The 21,462-nt window shown below is 54.4% G+C and carries 9 protein-coding genes; 5 read left to right on the top strand and 4 right to left on the bottom strand.

Features of this window, described 5'->3' with window-relative positions:
* Positions 1-113 precede the first annotated feature (113 nt).
* Positions 114-1,082: a deoxyhypusine synthase family protein gene (locus ABD971_RS34380; RefSeq protein WP_339941403.1), complete on the bottom strand. Its 969-nt coding sequence runs from the start codon at positions 1,080-1,082 to the stop codon at positions 114-116.
* A gap of 700 nt (positions 1,083-1,782) precedes the next feature.
* On the opposite strand from ABD971_RS34380, the gene rpoB reads away from it, so the two are divergent.
* Positions 1,783-5,505 carry a DNA-directed RNA polymerase subunit beta gene (gene rpoB / locus ABD971_RS34385; protein WP_345328303.1) on the top strand — a complete coding sequence of 1,241 codons (3,723 nt, stop codon included), beginning with the start codon at positions 1,783-1,785 and terminating at the stop codon, positions 5,503-5,505.
* A 178-nt stretch (positions 5,506-5,683) separates the two neighbouring features.
* A complete protein-coding gene (gene rpoC / locus ABD971_RS34390; RefSeq protein WP_339941408.1) occupies positions 5,684-10,117 on the top strand; it encodes a DNA-directed RNA polymerase subunit beta' in 4,434 nt (1,477 codons plus the stop codon).
* A gap of 127 nt (positions 10,118-10,244) precedes the next feature.
* Here the strand turns inward: rpoC and ABD971_RS34395 are convergent, their stop codons facing one another.
* Positions 10,245-12,683 carry a polysaccharide biosynthesis tyrosine autokinase gene (locus tag ABD971_RS34395; RefSeq protein ID WP_345328306.1) on the bottom strand — a complete coding sequence of 813 codons (2,439 nt, stop codon included), beginning with the start codon at positions 12,681-12,683 and terminating at the stop codon, positions 10,245-10,247.
* 973 nt (positions 12,684-13,656) lie between these two features.
* On the opposite strand from ABD971_RS34395, the gene ABD971_RS34400 reads away from it, so the two are divergent.
* Together ABD971_RS34400 and ABD971_RS34405 are read left to right on the top strand one after the other, a co-directional pair.
* The gene (locus ABD971_RS34400) at positions 13,657-14,583 is read left to right on the top strand and encodes a DUF1559 family PulG-like putative transporter (protein WP_339941412.1); all 927 of its coding nucleotides are present in this window, start codon (positions 13,657-13,659) and stop codon (positions 14,581-14,583) included.
* Positions 14,584-14,704: 121 nt separating this feature from the next.
* Positions 14,705-15,115 (top strand): hypothetical protein, encoded by a 411-nt coding sequence (locus ABD971_RS34405; RefSeq protein ID WP_345328308.1) that lies wholly within the window; start codon positions 14,705-14,707, stop codon positions 15,113-15,115.
* Positions 15,116-15,228: 113 nt separating this feature from the next.
* Here the strand turns inward: ABD971_RS34405 and ABD971_RS34410 are convergent, their stop codons facing one another.
* Both ABD971_RS34410 and ABD971_RS34415 read right to left on the bottom strand, forming a co-directional pair.
* Positions 15,229-16,659 carry a DUF1501 domain-containing protein gene (locus ABD971_RS34410; RefSeq protein ID WP_345328310.1) on the bottom strand — a complete coding sequence of 477 codons (1,431 nt, stop codon included), beginning with the start codon at positions 16,657-16,659 and terminating at the stop codon, positions 15,229-15,231.
* Positions 16,660-16,671: 12 nt separating this feature from the next.
* Positions 16,672-19,701: a DUF1553 domain-containing protein gene (locus ABD971_RS34415; RefSeq protein WP_345328312.1), complete on the bottom strand. Its 3,030-nt coding sequence runs from the start codon at positions 19,699-19,701 to the stop codon at positions 16,672-16,674.
* A 263-nt stretch (positions 19,702-19,964) separates the two neighbouring features.
* On the opposite strand from ABD971_RS34415, the gene ABD971_RS34420 reads away from it, so the two are divergent.
* On the top strand, positions 19,965-21,131 hold the full coding sequence (locus ABD971_RS34420) for a DegT/DnrJ/EryC1/StrS family aminotransferase (protein ID WP_339941420.1): 1,167 nt from the start codon (positions 19,965-19,967) through the stop codon (positions 21,129-21,131).
* Positions 21,132-21,462 lie beyond the last annotated feature (331 nt).

Raw genomic sequence — 21,462 nt, forward strand, 5'->3', positions numbered from 1 at the left:
GCGGTGGAGCGGGGTGCGAGAGACAATCATTGTAGCCCGGCGACTTGGCTCGCGTGTTGCGTCGCCGCGAGTAAAACGATCAATTTAGACCACGCGGCTCGCTTGAAGCCCCGTTACCACTGCAAAACGTAGGCAAACACCAGCGGGGCGACGATGGATGCATCGCTTTGTACCATGAACTTCGGCGCTTCAGGCTCGAGTTTGCACCATGTGATCTTTTCGTTGGGCACGGCGCCGCTGTAGCCACCAAAACTGGTGACCGCGTCACTGATTTGACAGAAATAGGCCCACAGTGGGATGTCCAGCTTGAGATCCTGGATCATCAGCGGCACCACACAGATAGGGAAGTCGCCTGCGATTCCGCCCCCGACTTGAAAGAACCCGATCGGACTGTGCTTGGAGGTTTCGCTGTACCAGTGGATCAGTTTTTCCATCTGCATCGTGCCGGACGCGATCGCTTGATGGTTTGCCACTTTGCCCTCGTACACGCGCGCGGCGTAGATGTTGCCGAGCGTCGAATCTTCGAGCCCGGGAACGAACACGGGAATTCCCGCGTCTTTGGCGGCCGCAAGCCAGCTGTTTTCGCGTGGGATCTGGTAGTGCTGGACCAAATCTTCGTCGTCCAACAGGTCGAACATGAATTGGGCTGGCATCCGCATCTCCTTTTTCTCAGCGGCTTCCTGCCACATCACTAGCAATTTGCTCTCGATGTGACGCATCACCGTTTCGGGGATACAGGTGTCGGTGACACGGTTGAACCCTTCGTCACGCAATTTGACTTCGTCTTCGACCGAAAGGGCACGCCAATCTTCGATGATGCGGTATTCGTCATGAGCGACAAGGTTAAAGATGTCTTCTTCGAGATTCGCCGCGGTACAGGTGATTGCGTGCACCTTGCCTTGGCGGATCATCTCGGCGAGCGAAATTCCGAGCTCGCCCGTGCTCATCGCCCCGGCGAGCGTTACCATCATCTTGCCGCCATTTTCCGTAGCGACAAATTCGCGATAGCTTTTCGCGGCACTCAAGGTTTCGCGTGCATTGAAATGGAGAAAATTCTTTTCCAGGAATTCAGATACGTTCACGGCAAATGTTTCTTGTTAAAGCGTCACGAAAACAGAAGGGGAGGGGGATTTTGATTCTCGCGGACGATTCTAGCGGGAAACCCGGCGCTGCCGAAGCGGATGGGCCGCAGAACTGGGCTGCGATCGATACAATCGGAACAAAAGAGTCCTTGGCCGCTTTTTCTTGCCGATTTCACAAACCAAAAGCGGCGATTTTCGTCGTCACACGATCCGCAGTGCGTTGGCTCGACCAGCTTTGCCAAATCGTCACAAACCAATGCTCCGCAACGGTTTAGCTGCATTATTCGGGTTGGCCGAGGGCGGGGCAGGCGTGCGTAGCATTATTCGGGCCAAAAAGATCGACTTGCCCTTTTCGGATTTTGGGCGATCTGTTAGGGTTTGAGGGTGATCACCGGTGTAATTGTTGCGTTTTGCGTCCAAATCTTTCCGCTTGACCGTTTTCCTGGGAATGTTGGCCCACAGAGACGGCGAATTCTCTTCATCCATCCTCGATGTTTTCTCGGGCTGATGGTTTGCGCTAAACGTGCTGATACACACCGGCAGTCGCCTTTTGCAACTGTTCCAGCTCTCGTTACCCCAAAGCATTCGCTTGGCACCGCGATCGTTTGTTCAGTTCAATCGAACCGTTTGATTGAAAAGCGCCTCTGCTACCTCACTCGCGCCCGCCAAATATTGGCCTCCTAAGGAGCTTTCACCGAAGATGGCAACTACGACCATGCGTCGCCTCGAACCTACTAGCGTTCGACACTTTGGAACTGGACTTTCCACTTTTGAACTACCTGACCTCACCGCCCTGCAGACCGTGTCTTACGCGGCGTTTCTGCAAGAGGATCGTGAGCCACTGAACCGGGAAGATGAAGGCCTGGAAAGTGTGTTGCGCGAGATCTTTCCTATCTCAAGTTATGACGGCAACATCACGCTGGAATATCTTTACTACGAACTGGGCAAACCACGCTATACCAGTCAGGAATGTCGCCAACTTCGTCTGACCTACGGTCGGCCGCTACGAATTTGGTTGCGTCTGAATCGTGAAGAGCCTGTTGAAGAAGAGGTCTATCTGGGCGACCTGCCGATCATGATGGGCGGTGGTGAGTTCATCATCAACGGAGCCGAGCGTGTCGTTGTTTCGCAGTTGCACCGCAGCCCCGGTGTCGACTTCGTGCTCGAGCAAGACACGACGACCGATCGCAAGTTGCCAAGCTGCCGTGTGATTCCCGAGCGTGGTTCGTGGATCGAAGTCAACGTGACCAAAAAGGACGCGCTGACGGTTCGTATCGACCAAAGTGGTAAATTTGCTGCGACCACCTTGCTGCGTGCAATGGATCCTCGCTATTCGACCGACGCTGATTTGTTGGCGGCGTTCTACGAAACGAGCGAGTACAAGATCAGCGGTGGCAAGAGTGCCGCGAAGATCGAAGGCAAGATCGCAGTCGATGACGTGATTTACCCCAGCGATTCAGATCGCGCCGGCGAAATTATCGTCGAAGCCGGGCACAAAGTCACCAAAGAAGTTGCCGAGACAATCTGCACCGCCGGTGTCACCAGCATTGAATGCATGGAATCGCCCAAGATTCCTTTGATCTTCAATACATTGATGGAAGATAATACGGCGAGCCACGAAGAAGCGTTGCTCCGTATTTATCAACGGCTTCGCCCGGGGAATCCTCCGCAACTGGAAAAGGCTCGCACCTTGTTCCAGGAAAAGTTCTTTGACGAGAATCGATATCGTTTGGGTAAGGTTGGGCGTTTCCGTCTGAACCGCAAACTTGAACTCGGCGTCGATGAAGACATCATGACGCTTCGCCCCGACGACATGATCGCGGCGATCAAGTACTTGATCAATCTGTTCGATCCTGATAGCGGTGCGGAAATCGACGACATTGACCACCTCGGCAATCGTCGTTTGCGAACCATCGACGAATTGGCGAGCGAAGAGCTCCGTAAGGGCTTCTTGAAGCTGCGTCGTACTGTTCAAGAGCGAATGAGTATCAAAGATGCTCAGGACATGTCGCCTCGTTCGTTGATCAATCCGAAAAGTGTTTCCGCGGCGATCGATTATTTCTTCGGTCGTGGTGAGCTTTCGCAGGTGGTTGACCAGACGAACCCGTTGAGCCAATTGGCGCACGAGCGTCGATTGTCGGCACTCGGCCCAGGTGGTTTGAACCGTAAGCGTGCGGGCTTCGAAGTTCGTGACGTTCATATTTCTCACTACGGTCGTATTTGCCCGATTGAGACACCTGAAGGAACGAACATTGGTTTGATTAGCTCGCTGGCGATTTACGCTGGCGTGGACAGCTATGGCTTCCTAGTCACGCCATATCGGTTGATCAAAGAAGGCAAAGTGATCGATCAAGTCGTGTGGTTGCGAGCGGACGAAGAGAGTGAATCGTACGTTGCACCGGCGGATACCGAGATCATCGATGGCGCGCTCGTTCCCGGGCCCAACATGATCGCCCGTTTCCATAGCGACTTTGAAATCGTTCAGCCCGAGCAAGTCGATTACATGGACGTTGCACCGAGCCAAATGGTAGGTGTTTCGGCCGGTTTGATTCCGTTCCTCGAGCACGATGATGCAAACCGTGCGTTGATGGGGTCCAACATGCAGCGGCAAGCGGTGCCGTTGTTGGTTGCAGAGCCACCGATCGTCGGTACCGGTGTCGAGCGCGAAGTCGCACGCAACAGTGCGATGGTCGTGCGAGCACGTCGTGCGGGCAAAGTCACCTATGCGGATTCGACCCGCATCGAAATTGGCAGCGATCACTACGACCTGAAAAAATATCAGGGACTAAATGAACGCACCTGTTTGAACCAAAAGCCGATCGTCAGTATCGGTGACAAGGTCGAGCAAAACCAAATCATTGCTGACGGTGCCGCGACGCGTAACGGCGAGCTGGCTCTGGGACGAAATGTCTTGGTCGGCTTTATGTCCTTCGATGGATTCAACTACGAAGACGCGATCATCATTAGCGAAGAATTGGTTCGCAATGACACTTACACCTCGATTCACATCGAAGATTTTGATGTTGAAATTCGCGAAACCAAGCTGGGACGTGAAGAGTTCACTCGCGACATTCCCAACGTCTCCGAAAAAGCGCTTCGCAACTTGGATGACTCGGGGATTGTTAATGTCGGTACTTACGTCAAACCAGGCGATATCCTGGTCGGTAAAGTAAGTCCGAAGAGCAAGACCGAGTTGACTCCGGAAGAAAAACTGTTGCACGCGATCTTTGGTCGTGCGGGTGAAGACGTCAAGAACGACTCGCTCGAAGTCCCATCGGGCATCGAAGGGATCGTGATCGATACCCAGAAATTCTCGCGTCGTATGAGCTTGTCTGAAGATGAGCGAAAGGTTTTCGAAGCGGAATTGAAGGCTGTCGAGAGCGAAGGGAATACCGAAGTCGCTAGCACGTTTGAGTCGCTCGTTCGCGAAATGGAAGAAGTCGCGGGCGTGAAGCTCAAGGATGCGACAGGCACTCCGTTGGCCGATGGTCAAGATCCGAAATTTGTGGCCGAACGTGCGACCTCGTTCCGCTTGGACCACATCTTGGATCAAGTCAAAGACGAAGCGAAGAAGAAGGAAGTCGAAAGCGTTCATGCTCAGCAATGGGCGAACGTCGAGACCGCCATCGATGTGCGTGACCGTAAATTGAACAGCATGAAGCGTGGTGACGAACTACGCAGTGGTGTTCTGCAGATGGTTAAGGTCTACATCGCCACCAAGCGAGTGATCAGCGTCGGTGACAAGATGGCGGGACGCCACGGTAACAAGGGTGTGATCGCCAAGATTTTGCCGATCGAAGACATGCCGTTCTTGCCTGATGGAACTCCGATTCAAATCATGCTCAACCCGCTCGGCGTTCCTAGCCGTATGAACGTGGGGCAGATTCTCGAGACACACCTTGGATGGGCCGGTGCCAAGCTTGGTTTCCAAGCTTTGACTCCTGTCTTTGACGGTGCAAGCGAAGAGGACATCAACAAATGTCTCGCCGAAGCGGGACTTCCCGCGCACGGTAAGATTCGTTTGACTGATGGACGCACCGGAGTTCCGATGGAGCAGGAAACAACGGTTGGTTACATCTATATGCTGAAACTGCATCACCTTGTTGATGACAAGGTTCATGCACGAAGCACCGGGCCATATTCGTTGATCACACAGCAGCCGCTTGGTGGTAAAGCACGTTTCGGTGGCCAGCGTTTCGGAGAAATGGAAGTTTGGGCACTCGAAGCTTACGGTGCCGCTTACATTCTGCAGGAATTGTTGACCGTGAAGAGCGACGATGTCGAAGGCCGTACCAAGATTTACGAGTCGATGGTCAAGGGCGAGAACACGTTGGAAGCGGGCACGCCTGCGAGCTTCGACGTGTTAACGAACGAGATTCGCGGCTTGGCACTCAACATGCAGCTTGAGAAGCGACCGATTTAAGAGAGGTATTAGGTATTGGGTTTTGGCGAGCGGGCGACTTACTGATCCGCTCCTGAAACCTTGTCCTCTCTCGTTTTGAAACCGCAGCGAAACGCTGCGGTCATGACTTTGCGACTTTCAATTCGATTGTCGCTACCCCCCTGACACCTAAAAACCTGCTTTCTAAGGCCTGTGATTTATGTCGATTAGCGAAACTAGCAATTACGATCGCATCAACGACTACGCTTCGGTACGCATCTCGCTCGCGCGACCCCAAGACATCAAAAGTTGGTCCTTCGGCGAAGTCAAGAAGCCCGAAACGATTAACTACCGAACCTACCGTCCGGAAAAAGACGGTCTCTTCTGTGAACGCATCTTCGGCCCTGAGAAGGACTGGGAATGTGCCTGCGGTAAATACCGTGGGATGAAGTACAAGGGCATGATCTGTGACCGCTGTGGTGTCAAGGTGACCCACAGCCGCGTCCGTCGAAAGCGAATGGGGCACATCGAATTGGCGGCCCCCGTTGTCCATATTTGGTTCTTCAAAGCGATGCCTTCGCGTTTGGGCAACCTGTTGGACATGAAGACCAGCTCGCTCGAAAAAGTGATCTACTTTCAAGATTATGTCGTCATCGACCCGGGCCAAACCGAGCTCGAAGATCGTCAATTGTTGACCGAAGAAGAGTACCGTGCCGCGCGTGCTCAGTGGGGCAACGATGCCTTCGATGCCGACATGGGCGCCGAAGCGGTTCGTAAACTGTTGAACAAATTGGACCTGGTCACGCTGTCCGAGAAACTTCGTGTCGATCTGCAAGAGACCGGATCGAAGCAGAAGAAAAAGGATCTGATCAACCGGCTGAAGATTGTCGAGTCGATCCGTGACAGCGACAATCGTCCCGAGTGGATGGTGTTGGACGTGATCCCTGTGATTCCGCCCGATTTGCGTCCTTTGGTTTTGCTTGATAGCGGTAATTTCGCAACCAGCGATTTGAACGATCTGTATCGCCGTATCATTAACCGTAACAACCGTTTGCGTAAGCTTGTCGATCTGAATGCACCCGAAGTCATCATTCGCAACGAAAAGCGAATGTTGCAGCAATCGGTCGATGCGTTGTTCGATAACAATCGCTGTAAGCGACCTGTGCTTGGTTCGTCTAACCGACCGCTGAAGTCGTTGACCGACATGATCAAGGGCAAGCAAGGTCGTTTCCGCGAAAACTTGCTTGGTAAACGGGTCGATTACTCGGCACGTAGCGTGATCGTGGTCGGACCGCGTTTGAAATTGCACCAATGTGGTTTGCCCAAGAAGATCGCGCTCGAATTGTATCAGCCGTTCATCATTCGTCGCTTGAAAGAACTCGGTCACGCCGACACGATCAAGTCCGCCAAGAAGATGCTTGAGCGTAAAGACGAAGAGGTATGGGATATCCTCGAGCAAGTGATTCGCAATCACCCCGTGCTGCTCAACCGGGCGCCGACACTTCACCGGATGGGGATCCAAGCGTTCGAACCGACTTTGGTCGAAGGCAACGCGATCCACTTGCACCCACTCGTCTGTAAAGGCTTCAACGCTGACTTTGACGGTGACCAGATGGCGGTTCACTTGCCGCTTTCGATCGAGGCCCAAGTCGAAGCTCACACGTTGATGATGAGTACCAACAACGTCTTTGCACCGTCCAACGGTAAGCCAATTATGAGTCCGTCGCAGGACATCGTGATGGGTTGTTACTACATGACGATGGAACAGCCTGACCGTAAGGGCGAAGGCATGGTCTTCTCGGGTTACGACGAAGTCGACTTGGCAACCGCTCAGGGCATCATCAATGTGCATGCCAAGATCAAGCTGCGTTTGCCTAAGTTCCAGAAATTGAAAACCAAGGATGATTCGGGCAAATATGGTGCGATCATCGACACCACGCCCGGTCGTGTGCGGTTCAACGAAATGTTGCCTGACGGGATGGACTACTACAACTTCCCAATGCGAAGTGGCGACTTGGCGAAGGTCATTTCGGACTGCTACCAACGTCTCGGTCGTCGTGCAACCATTCACTTGCTTGACGACATGATGCAGATGGGCTTCCGCGAATCGACGCGAAGTGGTTTGTCGTTCGCGACCGATGACTTGGTGACTCCCGATACCAAGCTCAGCTTCATCAAGGACGCTGAAAAAGAGGTGATGAAGCACAAGAAGGCTTATGACCGCGGGTTGATGACGGGTAAAGAACGTTACAACCAGGTTCTCGATGAATGGACCAAGGCTCGTGAATCGATCACGACTGACATGATGAAAGCGATGGAGAACGACATTCGCGAAGGCGGATGGTACGTGAATCCCGTATTCTTGATGTCGCACTCGGGTGCTCGTGGTGGTATCGAACAAATTCGACAACTCGCGGGGATGCGTGGTTTGATGGCCAAGCCGACCGGCGAGATCATCGAAACTCCGATTAAGGCGAACTTCCGCGAAGGCTTGTCGGTACTGGAATACTTCAGTTCAACGCACGGTGCTCGTAAGGGCTTGGCCGATACGGCACTGAAGACGGCCGACAGTGGTTACTTGACGCGTAAACTTGCCGACGTTGCCCAGAACGTGGTTATCACGATGGACGACTGTGGTACGACCCAAGGAATCACCAAGGGGGTCGTTTACCGTGGTGAGAAGGTCGAAGTCAGCTTGGTCGACTCGATCAACGGACGTATCAGTCGTCAATCGATCGTGAATCCTGTGACGGATGAAGTTATCGTCGCTGAGAATCAGATGATCACGCCTGAGATCGCGCGTCGCATCGAAGCGATGGGACTCGAGAAGATCCAAGTTCGTACACCGATGACCTGTGACGCTCCGCTCGGAGTTTGTCGCCGTTGTTACGGGATGGACATGTCCACCGGTGCGATGGTCGAAGAAGGGATGGCGGTCGGAATCATCGCGGCACAAAGTATCGGTGAGCCTGGTACCCAGTTGACCATGCGTACGTTCCACATCGGTGGTAGCGTTAGCAAGCAGATGGAAGAATCGGATATCAAGAGCAAGAAATCCGGTATCGTTCGTCTGACTCGGATGCGTGCGGTTCGAAACACCGAAGGTCGCAACATCGTGTTGACACGAAACGGCGAAATCTCGTTGGTCGACGATCGCGGACGTGAAATCGAATCGTACCCGGTGCCAACCGGTGCGACGTTGATGGTCGAAGAAAACGATACCGTCACCGAAGGCCAAATCCTCTGCGAATGGAACCCGTACTCGATTCCGATTTTGTCGGAAGTCGAAGGTCGAGTTCGCTTCGAAGACGTCGTCGAAGGCGAAACGATGCGTCAAGAACGTGAAGCTAGCGGTAACATCCGCATGCTGATCGTCGACCATAAGGGGGACTTGCACCCGCAGATCGTGATCGAAGATATGGAAGGCAAGGCACTGGACGTTCAGTACCTGCCCGAACGTGCGATGATCATGGCGAAAGAAGGCGCCGCGATCACACCAGGTATGGTGCTTGCGGAAATGCCGCGTGAAACCGGCGGTGTTTCGGACATCACCGGCGGTCTGCCTCGGGTTACCGAGATTTTCGAAGCTCGTAAACCGAAGGATCCTGCGGTCATCGCAGAGATCGACGGCGAAGTTGAAATCTTGGCTGAGAAGAAACGTGGTAAGCGTACCATCGTTGTTCGCAGTGAATCAGGAATCGAACGTGAGCACTTGGTGCCTCACGGTAAGCACTTCCAAGTTCACAGCGGTGATATCGTGCGTGCCGGTCAAGCGTTGGTTGATGGACCTTTGGTGCCTCACGACATCTTGCGTGTTTCGGGTGAAGAAGCGGTTCAGCAGTACTTGCTGCACGAAATTCAACAGGTTTATCAATCCCAACGTGTGGAAATCAATGATAAGCACTGTGAAATCATCATCGCTCGCATGCTTCGCAAAGTGAAGATCGAGAACCCTGGCGATACCAACCTGTTGCCTGGTTTGGTGATGGACCGATTCCAGTTCCGTAAAGCAAACCAAGAGCTTTCCAAGTGCATCAAGATCGCCAACCCTGGCGATAGCGATTACAGCGAAGGCACGATCATTCCAAAGGATACGTTCGAGCAGGCGAATGCCGAAATCGAAGCTTTGGGCGGAACCCCAGCGAAGGGCAAACGTCCGAAGTCGGCAACGGCGAGTACCCAATTGCTGGGGATCACCAAAGCCGCGGTTCAGTCGAACAGCTTCATCAGTGCGGCGTCCTTCCAAGAAACCACCAAGGTATTGACCGAGGCCGCGTTGGCGGGCAAGGTCGACAAGTTGGTTGGATTGAAGGAAAACGTGATTCTGGGGCACTTGATTCCTGCGGGAACCGGTTTCCGTATCTTCCAAGACGGCGAAGTGAATTATCGTCGCGAAGCTTTGGAAGAATTGGCGGCGGCACCCGTTCAATCGCTCGAAGAAAGTTTCCCACTGCTCAACGCTGGCGAAGAAGCGGCACCGGCACCTGCACCCGCAGCACCGACCATCTCGCCTCTGGATATTTCGCCAGTCGATAGTCCCGCAGCGGAAAACGAAAGCAGCGATGCTCCGGCAGCACCTGCCAGCAACGAAGCTTTGGACAACATGTTCGGCGGCGGAAGCAGCAGCGGTGGTGGCGAACAACAAGGTTCGTAAACCCTGTCGGTGACCACATCGAAAACGTGGTCACGATGATCGCAAAATCAAAAACACGGCCGTGATCTTGAATCACGGCCGTGTTTTTTTTTTATGTCCAGCGATACGCGACACCCAAATTGGGCACTCATTTGATCCGTCGGCTTGTCGTTATCGGCGTTTGGGACGTGGTCATGATTTGCGGCGGTTCAAAGCTGCGGTGACGACATGCACTGCAGGTTGTTTCGTTGACCACCACTCCCAACACGTTGGCACCCGCGATCTCGAGTAGTTCGCATGCGTGTTGCGTTTCGGCAGGATCGTTTTGATGTGAGCGGACGGTCAACAGGACGCCGTCCGATAACGCCGCGATCACACGCGATTCACTGGCCAATAAGATCGGCGGCGTGTCAATGATCACGAATTGAAACCTGTCTCTTAGCCAGTCGGTAAAGCGTGCGAACCGCGGTGATGCGATCAGATCTGCCGGACATTTCGGCTGCGGACCAGCCGGCAGCAAATACAACCCCGCAGTATTCATTTCTCGAATCACATCACGTGGGGTGGAGTGCCCACTGAGCAACGTCGACAATCCAGCGTTATTGGAACTGCCAAACAGGTTATGCATCGTTGGGGCGCGGAGGTTGGTGTCCATTAACAGCACGCGTTTGCCGGACTGAGCAATCGATACCGCAAGGTTGGCCGCCAGTGTCGATTTTCCGTCTCCGGCGACGGGGCTGGTGACTTGGATCACCATGTTGGTGCTGGTTTGGTTGATGCAATCCAGTGCGGTACGTAGCGATCGATAGGCTTCCGCATCCGCAGATTCGGGTTCGTGAACGGTGCAGAGGGTTTGAGGCTGGCGTGACTTTAAACGTTTTCGGTCACGATGGCGTTCGGGGATTTTGGCAAGAATTGGTAGCCCGAGATCACGGATCGCCTCGGGGTTATGATGCGTTCGTTCGGCGATTTCAGCACAACCTACCCAGACAAAGGCGCACATCAATCCTATCATTCCCGATGTCAGAATGGTAATTAGTGCGTTGGGGGCGACCTGCGACGGGTTGCTCGGCGGCGCGATCACGGTGGTGCCAAAGTTCCCAAAATCTTTGTTCAAATCAAATTGGCTGAGTTGACTGATCAGCGCATCGTAGCGTCGTTCCGCAAGCGAGATCTCGACCAATAAATGATCATTTTCATTCTGACGAAGCTCGGATTCGCGAACCTTGTCTCGATGATCCTGCATCCGTTGGTTCATCGTTTGGTATTGAGTCGCCAACGTTTGATCGGCCGCATCAAGATCGGCCAGTTCCTGTTGTAGAGATCCAATGTAGGTATCGATTAAATCCGCCAGTTGTGACTCGTTACTTTCCATGGTTTCGGTCACGGAAGCCTTAGGTTTCGATTCCGAGCGGGTCGCCACGGAGGCGGCGGGGGCTTGGCTTTCGGCCGCGATCTCGAGCTCGATGGTTTTTATTTGCTCGGCATAAAGGTCACGGACCTGGTCAATTTTGTTGCGTAATTCCTGTAACGATGGATAGTTGTCTCCGTATTGATTGGCCAGCAGTTTCTCTTCTTCCTCCAACGGAAACAGTTGTTCACCGAGTCTTTCTTTTAGTCCTTGCAATCGAATGCGGGCTTCTAGCAATCGGTCGTAAGATTGCTGTTGCTTGGACTCGCCACGCCAAATTGATCGTTCCGCTTGGTCCTCCGAACGCTCCTGCCGATGCCGTTCCGTTGCGGCGAGTTGCATCTGATGTTCTTGGTAGATTACAGGAAGCAGCAGGCTTGCGGTTTGGATACTTTGTGATTGAGCGGTTTTGATCGTCGCTAGTCGCGACAGCAGTTCCGCGCGTCGAACCCTGGAATCGACAAGCCGGTTATCAATCTCGATCAATTGTCGTGCGGACGAGGCATGTTCGGCGCTCTCGATCGCAGGCAGCGGGACGGAGGCTTTGGCACGCTGAAAAGCCAGCTTTTTCTCTTGGATTTCATGCTGTAGCGATTCCGCCTTGTTGTAGATCAGTTCGATCGCCTGTTCCAAGTTTTCGCGGCTGGATTCGATCAAATAATGCTGGTACGTCGACACGAGGGCTTCGAGCACCTTGGGGCACTCGTCGGGATAAATACTGTCGAATGAAATTTGAACAATCGAATCTTCATGATCCACATTCATCGAAGGCAGGATGGTGTTGGCGACGTTACTGGATTCCGCCAATAAAGCGAGGTCCTGTAGTTCGTTCTCTTGAAACGCTTTGTCGACAAACCATGGGCTTTTGATCAGCGATGCGTGCGTGTCAAGCAACGAGGCGTCATGACCCCGCGCCGAGGAACCCTCGCGATCGAGCGAGTCCTTAGGTTCGACAAACACTTCTGCTTTCGAGCGATAAACCACCGGCTGATTGTGGAAATAGATCCAACCGCCCACGAAAGCGTACAAAAGTGATAATAAAATGCGGTACTTGTGACGCAGCAAAAACCGCATGTACGAAACGAGGTCGTCGATCTGCAGCAGGGCATCGTCCGGCGGCGGAGGAGGTGTGATCTCCGCTCGATAAGTTTCGACCAACGGGGAACGGCGAAGCATCGTGCGCTCCTTCTGAGGCAAGTGGCTTTCTAGCTGTAAACGACTATCCGAGCGAATCCGCGTGTTGATCCGCCTAAGTTTAGTCCCCCCGTGACAATCACGGATTAGGGAGATTGCCCCATCTAGGGGGCGTGGACGCTGGGCCCAACTTAAGACTGCAACGGTGGCGAATGCCTCTAAATGACTCTGGCCAACGGATTCCGCACTTCATATACCGGGGTGATCTTATTCCATGCACCGGAGTTCTATAGCCGCCATTATAGGGGTGGGGTGCGTTCCAGTGGGGTGGAAATTGTTGTGGTATTTCTAAAAGATCTGGTCGCCATAAATTTTTTTGCCTTGCAAATTTTGCTTCGCGAACTGCGTGTGCTGAACCGGAACCGCGTGACGAGGTGACGCATAGTGCACACACGCTCACTTTTCAGCGTTCGGTTCGGTTAGCGAGGTGTGGAGATGGTGAGTCCACGGCGTTTACCCAGTGTCATCACTTTAATAACGCTCGCGTTCCACACCGCCGACTTTCGGTCGCGATCACGCCGCAAATCGTCCCTTGGCCGCGAGTGAAAACTTCGCATCAGACCAAACGGTCGATGCCGCACCGCAAAGAAAAAACACTTGCTGATCGGCAACGTCGATCGCATCGACTGCAGACGCTCCGCAAAAAAAAACAATTTTTCGCCAATTTCGTTTCGTGGTTCCGAAGAAATCGTGACTCTGGTTTTCGTGAGTTAGCGGGTGCTAATAGACCCCTGTTTGTTCGTAGCGGCACCGCCTGCACTGCTGTTTGTGAGCGACGAAAATCGCCTCTCCGGTCGCAGGCAAATCACGCGTTTTGCGGACTCTCATTCGGCCTTAAACCCACTCGCAAAAATTTGACAGCAGATCGATGCCCGGTAGTCTATAGACCAAGACCTGTGGAGATTGTCTCAGGCTTGCGCTTTTTGTTTCTTAATTCAGGGGTAAAGGGGAAGTGATGAAGGCAAATACAAGAGGACGCTCCGCGAACCAGGGTTTTACTCTGGTCGAGCTATTGGTGGTGATTGCCATCATCGGAGTTCTGGTTGGGTTGTTGTTGCCCGCGGTGCAGGCGGCCCGCGAAGCCGCCAGGAGAATGAGTTGTTCCAATAACATGAAACAACTTGGTTTGGCGCTGCACAACTACCATGACACGTTTCGCATCTACCCGTATGGTTATCGAGATTCGGGGACGTTTCATCGGCGGGATACTTGGATGCAGCAAGTGATGTCATTCATCGAAATCGGAACGGTCTCGGAAGCCTACCAGCACTGGGATGGACAATGGGTGATGGATACACCTCCCGAGCTCAAGGATGCAGTTCTACCCGCCTTTATGTGTCCTTCGGATCCCGGCGCCGGTGGCTTTGGCGGTGGTGGTTCGCGGCGGGCCAACGGCGAAGGATTTCAAGGCAACTATGTGGTCGCAGCCGCCAGCACCGAGATGACTCGGCCAATGACCAATCTCGATGGCATGTTTTACAACGATTCGAAAACGAAGATGCGCGACGTTGTCGATGGAACCTCCAATACGCTGATGGTCGGCGAGACATTGGTGCGGCCCGGGCTTGGCGGTTGGGGCGGAGCCGGCGGGTATTGGGGCGGCGGTCCGCACGGTGGATTTGGTTTCACCACCTGGCAATCTCCTAATAGCACGCTGCCCGATCAAGTCTATTCGTGCAAGACCGAGACCTATCGACTAGCACCCTGTAATTCGATCGGGGGTGCTGTGGAGATCCGCAACTTCGCACGGAGCGTGCATCCCGGCGGCGCACAATTCACGCTGGCGGATGGTTCGGTCCGGTTCCTCACTGAATCGATTGACCTGGTTACCTATCGCGCGATTGGCACCCGAAACAATGGCGAAGTTGTGACGCTGCCCTAGGGGGCCGGCGTAGACCATTTCAAACTCGCGGCGGGGAGCAGCTTTTCACTCCCCGCCGCGTTTGCTGCTGTTCCCCCTCAGCATGTTTTTTTCAAACATCCTTTTTGAATCGGAATCATTCATGCGCACAGTGTCAACTCAAGTGATCGTGGTCGTTTTGTTCTCCTGCTCGTTATTTCTTTGTGGCTGCGATAGCGATCCGCTGGCCCGCGTCGTCGTCGAAGGGACCGTCAATTTGGACGGTGTGCCGTTGGCCAACGGAGACGTGACGTTTGTGCCCGACGATCCATCGGTCCAAGCCGACAATTTGAAAGTGATCGACGGTGTGTTCAAAGGTCCCGTGATTCCGGGTGCAAAGCGAGTGGAAATCCGTGGCTATGAAGAGGTTGCCGCTAACTTGCCCGCAGATTCGCCCGAGGCGGGAGCCAGCTTTAAAAAGCAAATTTTGCCTGCCAAGTTCCACTCGCAAAGTGATTTGATGGAAACGATCCCAAGTCCCGGCCCTCTGAGCTATACCGTTTCGTCGGACTGAAGCGGGCTGTCGAACGAACGGAGCATGTCATCTAACGACAGAGCGTGTTGTTGCGAGGGCGTAGGGGCGATCCCCACGCTGCAGTCCCGTGCAAAGATTCTCAACCAATATTCTCAGGAGAGAATCTCAGTGACGATTTTACCGTGCACGTCGGTGAGCCGGAAATTGCGACCGGCATGCTCAAAGGTCAATTGCTTGTGATCGAGTCCTAGTTGATGCAGCAGGGTGGCGTGCAAGTCATGCATATGCACGCGACCCGCGATGCTGCGGAATCCAAATTCGTCGGTTTCTCCGTGCGAATGTCCGCCACGAAAACCGCCTCCGGCTAGCCAGACCGTGAAGCCGCGAGGGTTATGGTCACGACCGGTTCCGTTGTCTTGGGCATAGGGAGTGCGACCAAATTCGCTGCCCCACCACACGATCGTGTCTTCCAGCAAGCCACGTTGTTTGAGATCGGTCAACAGCGCCGCGATCGGTTTGTCCACAGCGCGGGCATGCGTGCTGTGTCTAGGTAAATTGGAATGTTGGTCCCAGGCGGGGTTGGCGGAATCGTCCCCGTAGTTGACTTGAATAAACCGCACCCCGGCTTCACACATTCGCCGGGCCATCAAGCACCGGGCTCCATACCGTTTGGTCTCGGGGGCATTGATTCCGTACATCTCGATCGTCTCGGCGGTCTCGCTAGAGAGATCAAGTGTCTCGGGCGCGAATTGTTGCATCCGCCAAGCGAGCTCGTGCGATTTCATCGCGGCGTCGAGTTCGGCGTCCTGCAGCGGACGCTGTGCGAGTTGCTGCTGGTTCAATCGATTGAGTAATTCAAACTGTTGTTGTTGCAGCGGGTGGGGGATATCGTCGCGAGTCAGGCTGTCGATGGTCATCGTGCTGCTGCTGGCCCCACCGACCTTGGTGCCTTGGTAACGAGGCGGCAGAAAGGCGCTGCCGTAATTCCGTGCGCCGCCGTTTCCGATCGAGGGGGCAATCGAAATAAAGCCCGGCAGATTCTCGTTCTCGCTGCCCAAGCCATACAGCAGCCACGAACCGAACGAGGGGCGGATGAAATTGGTGCTGCCGCAGTGCAGGAACAGCGTTGCGGGGCCATGGGCGACGCCCTCGGTGTGCATGCCGTGCAACAGGCACATGTCATCGGCATGACGTGCGGTTTCGGGAAACAAGTCCGACACCCAGCGGCCTGATTCGCCATATTGGTTGAATTTCCAAGGGGATTGCATCAAGCGAAATGCCCGGCCCTTGCCCGATCGGGCGAGTTGCCGCGCATCATCAAATTCATACGACTGGCCATCGTGTTTCGCCAATAACGGTTTGTAATCAAACGAATCGACTTGGCTGACGCCGCCTTGCATGAACAAAAAAATGATCCGTTTGGCTTTGGGTGCCAACGGCAATGATTTGTCCGATCCTGCGGCAGCTTGATGCGTTTGCGCGAACGCATTGGTTTGAGCCAAGAGCGCCGAGGCGGCCATCGAACCAAAACCGCAGGCGGCGGTCTGCAGCATTTGTCGGCGTGGGAAAATTGAGTCGATCATGACGTTTTTACCTCAGGGCAGGTAGCGGAAATCGAGGGACGCGAACAGCGAATGAATCAACACGGCAAGCCGGTCGGGTTCGCCAGGTTCGGCGGGCTGTTCCAGGAATGCCAAGCATGTAGCGCGTTCTGCGTCGCTCGGTAGACGATAAAAACAGTGGCGATAGATGCGGTCCACCAACTCGGTGTCCGATGGCGAATCGGCGTCCGATGGCGAATCGGGGGACGATAACGAGGATTGTTCGCGGAAATTCGCGGCAGCCGCGTTGGCGCGAGCAATGATCCAGGGATGGTTCATTAACACTAACGCCTGCGTCGCGACGGTGCTGCGAGTGCGTTGTCCCACCGAAACGCTGGCGTCCGCAAAATCAAATGCCTCGAACAAATCCGGCAACGCATTGCGAAACACGGGGTGATACAAACTGCGCCGCGGTGAATCGATGTGATAGTTGTAATCCGCGTTGGTGCCGCGCCGAATCAGCGATCCACCCTGAGATAAATCCAGTTCGCCGCTGATTTGCAGCATCGCATCTCGAAGCGACTCGACGCTTAGTCGTCGCGAGTGCCCTCGCCAATACGTTTCATTCTTGGGGTCGACCTTTTGTTGTCGTTGGTTCCGCCCCGCGTCGTCGAGCGTTATTCGTCGGCGGTAAGCATCCGACATCACGATCGTGCGAACGAGATGTTTGGTTGACCAATTGTTTTGGATCAATTCGTGAGCCAACCAATCGAGCAGTTCGGGATGCGTGGGACGGTCTCCTTTCGTGCCAAAGTTGTTCATCGAATGCACAATGCCTTGCCCCATCAGTGCAGCCCAGATGCGATTGGCATAGACACGGGCGGTCAGCGGGTTTTCGGGCGACGCTAACCAATCAGCCAGTTCCAGCCGCCCGCTGGCGTCAGCGTCGATTGGAAACGAATCACCGTGGGGCAGCGCTGTCAAGAAACCGCGAGGCACTCGATCGCCGAGGTTGTGGACGTCGCCGCGGATGTGAATCATCGTATCGGTCGGAGTCGGATTTTCTTGCAGCGTCATGTAACGCGGACGCTCGGCGAGTTGCTGTACCAGCGATTTTCGTTCGACTTCCAAGTCGGCAATGATTTTGGCGTTCTCGGCGGCTTGGCGTTGTTTTTCCCTCTGTTCGTCATTTTGACCCGCGATTTCTTGCTGCAACGCGGTCGCGGGTAGCGAACGGTTTTGCTTTTCTGCCAACGGTAGGAATTGAACGGCATCGACGATCACGTAACCGTTGGAATCTTCGTTGGAAACAATCACAAACGCTTGTCCATTGCGTTCGAACTCGTATTCGCCCAGTGATACCCACACTCCTTCTTCGGGCGGCACTTTGCGTTGATTGACCCGAACCACGGTTTCTTCATTGGCACTAAAGACGCGGACGACGGCGTTGGAGGCACGGTTGGTGCCGGCGGTATAGGCGAGTCGGACTTGGTACTTTCCCGCAGGCAACTTTGGCGGCTCAAACGTCGCCGTCTTCATGCCTTTGTGTTCGTTGCTGTCGTGGATATAACCATCGCCAATCAAACGACCGACCGATGTGGAATGCATCCATTCGCCGACCAATTTTGCCGCCCCACTGTCGACGACGATCCCCTCAAGTTCAGCCAACGGAATAATGCGGCTTTCTTTCGTCAATTCGATGCTGGCCGATTTTTTTAGCGAAGCAAGTTCCGCATTCACACTCGCCAATGTCTGAGTGATCGAGTCGTAGTGCCGCTGCATCGAATCGCTGACAGGAAGTGGTTTTTCGATCCAGCGAGACAGGTTGGCGTGGGTTAATGCGGTGGAGGAGCGAAAGATGCCCGCCAACGCGTAGTAGTCACGTGTGGGAATCGGATCAAATTTATGATCGTGGCATCGCGCGCACCCGATCGTTTGACCTAAGAACGCACGTCCAATCGTATCGAGTTGCTCGTCGATAACGTCCATCTCAAGTTGGGTCTTATCCTGTTGCTCGAGGTTGGAATTCCCCATCATCAGAAACGTGGTCGCCACATGTTGCAGTTGACGTTGGTGCAAGTCGTCGGACTCGAGCAAGTCACCCGCGATTTGTTCGCGAATCATTTGGTCAAAGGGACGGTCGGTATTAAACGCTTCGACGAGGTAATCGCGATAACGCCAGGCTTCGGGGAAAACGAAACCCCGCAACGTGATCGATTCGGCGTAGCGTGCGACATCCATCCAGTGACGAGCGAACGTCTCACCAAATCGTGGTGAGGCGAGCAATTTGTCGACGAGCATTTCATAGGCTGCCGCGTCGTACTCGGTTTGCTCGTGTCCCGCGTCCCCGGAGGTGTCTGCCGCCGTTTCGCTCGCTTGAAGATCGTTGGCAAGGCGTGGGGTGGGTGGCAGTCCGGTTAAATCAAAAGACAGACGTCGCACCAACGTGGGATGATCGGCAACCGAGGTCGCGGCGAGTCCTAATTCATGCAGTCGCTGATTTAGAAAACGATCGATCGGCGAGGCCGCACCGGATCCCGATGGGATTTCGGGCGTCTCGATGGGGCGGTATGCCCAGTGTTGCTGTGCTTGTTCGACCGACAATCCCGAGCTGGATTTCGGTTTCTCCGAATCGCCGCGTGCCTCGCGTGGATCATAAGCTCCATCGGCGATCCATTTTGAAAACGCATTGATCAGTGAGTCAGGCAATTTGCCATCGGGGGGCATTTGCAAATTGGCGTCTTCGTAGCGAAGGGCTGCCATCAGCGTGCCGTTATCCGAGGTGCCGGGAACGATGGCGATTCCCGAGTCGCCGCCCGCTTGCCAACCCTGTTTTGTGTCGAGTCGTAAACCGCCGCTGATTTCTGTTTCAGGAGAGTGACAATCGAGACAATGTTCGATCAGCGCAGGACGGATGACCGTTTCAAAAAAGGCTTCATGTGCCGCGGACGTTTCATCACTTGTTTTTTCGCCGTCGATTCGTTCTTGCCCAATCAGCAGGTCGAGAGGGCAAAAGAGTCCTGCGAGGGCACAAGCGGCAACGATCAGCCGAGGAGTGCGAGAAATATGGAGACGTCGGTACATCTTTATTTCGGCGAGGTGAGGCAGGTCGGGGGGGAGGGAGGTCCCATTTTATCCGAAATCAAGCCGTGGCGTGCGAAAGAAATCGTGACCTCGGAAAGAAAGAGGGACGCCCAAAGTTAAAAATTTTTTCTCTTGACCTGAACCATACGCTGCGATTATTTCATAACGAGGGAATCCATCCCCTGACTTGGCCAGCGCGAATTGACGTCGCTTTTACCAAGCCCCTTTTTTATTAACCAGTTCAACCATGGAAGGTTGCTCCTATGGCCAATGCCACCGACGGCGTCCCCTTGCTGGACGTGAATCGTGATAACCGCCCTCACCGCGAAGAATTTCTCGAAGCACTGACCGAAGTGCTCGACAGCGGGCGATTTTTGTTTGGTCCTGATGTCACCGCATTGGAGAACGAAGTCGCTGCGTACAGCCAAGCTGAGAACGCTATCGGATGTGCCTCCGGAAGCGACGCATTGCTACTCGCCCTGATGGCGCTCGAGATCGGGCCTGGCGACGAAGTGATCGTTCCGAGTTTCACCTTTTTCGCCTCGGTCAGCTGCATCACACGATTGGGGGCAACACCGGTATTCGTTGACATTTGTCCCGATACGTTCAATGTCGACCCGGAAGCGATCCGCAGTGAGATCACCGATCGCACTCGCGCGATCATCCCTGTCCACCTGTTCGGCCAATGTGCTCAAATCGATCGAATTTGCCAGATCGCCGGCGATCATGACATCCCGGTGATCGAAGACGCGGCCCAAGCGATTGGTGCGGCCTATCATTCCCGTCCCGCTGGCAGTTGGGGCAAAATGGGGTGTTTCAGCTTCTATCCGACCAAGAACCTTGGCGGCATGGGCGACGGCGGGATGATCACCACCGGGGATGCCGCCACCGCAGACCGTTTGCGATTGTACGCCAGCCACGGCATGCGGCCTCGCTATTATCATCAAGTCGTTGGCATCAACAGCCGGTTGGACACCTTCCAAGCAGCCGTGCTTCGCGTGAAGCTGCGTCATTTGGACAAAGCGGTCCAGGATCGTCGCACCAACGCCGAACGCTACTCGCGATTGCTCAGCGAAGCCAACGTCGTCGCCGCAGACCAGATCGTTTTGCCTGCGACCGATCCCAACGCGTTTCATGTGTGGAATCAGTATGCATTGCGAGTCGGCGAAGGCCGTCGTGACGCCCTGCGTTCGCACTTGTCCGAGCGTGGGATTGGATCGGAGGTCTATTACCCCGTCCCGATGCACGAGCAGCAATGTTTCCAGGACCTCGAATTCGACCGCGATGCATTGGCCGAAACCGAGCGTGCGAGCAAGGAAGTTTTGAACTTGCCAATCTTCCCCTCGCTGACCGAAGCGGAACAGCATCGTGTCGTCGAGAGCATCAGCGGTTTTTACGCTGCTGGGGCTCGATCGGCTGCAGCGGCCTAGACCGTCCGTTCGAGCCAAAGCGAAAACGCCCAAGTCTGAAACGCCCAAGAGCGAAACGCCTGAGGCCGCCACGATGAAGCGGCCGAGGGATCACGTCGCGGAACAGGTTTGACTGATTTCAATGACCCAGGTCCACGGCATTGACCGTGTTACCTGGGTTTTTTGCATGACGGGCTTCCGTAACCGCCGGGCGTCAGAGAGCAAGATCGTCGCTACCATCCTGTTTAAAATCCCCTCAACTGGGCAAGCAAAGGCGATTTAACTACGATTCGCTCTTTAGGCCGTTGCAGCGAGTTAGGGGAGCTGAAAATCGCCCTCACGCCTCTCCAAG

The organism is Novipirellula rosea (assembly GCF_039541335.1).
GTDB classification, from domain to species: domain Bacteria; phylum Planctomycetota; class Planctomycetia; order Pirellulales; family Pirellulaceae; genus Novipirellula; species Novipirellula rosea.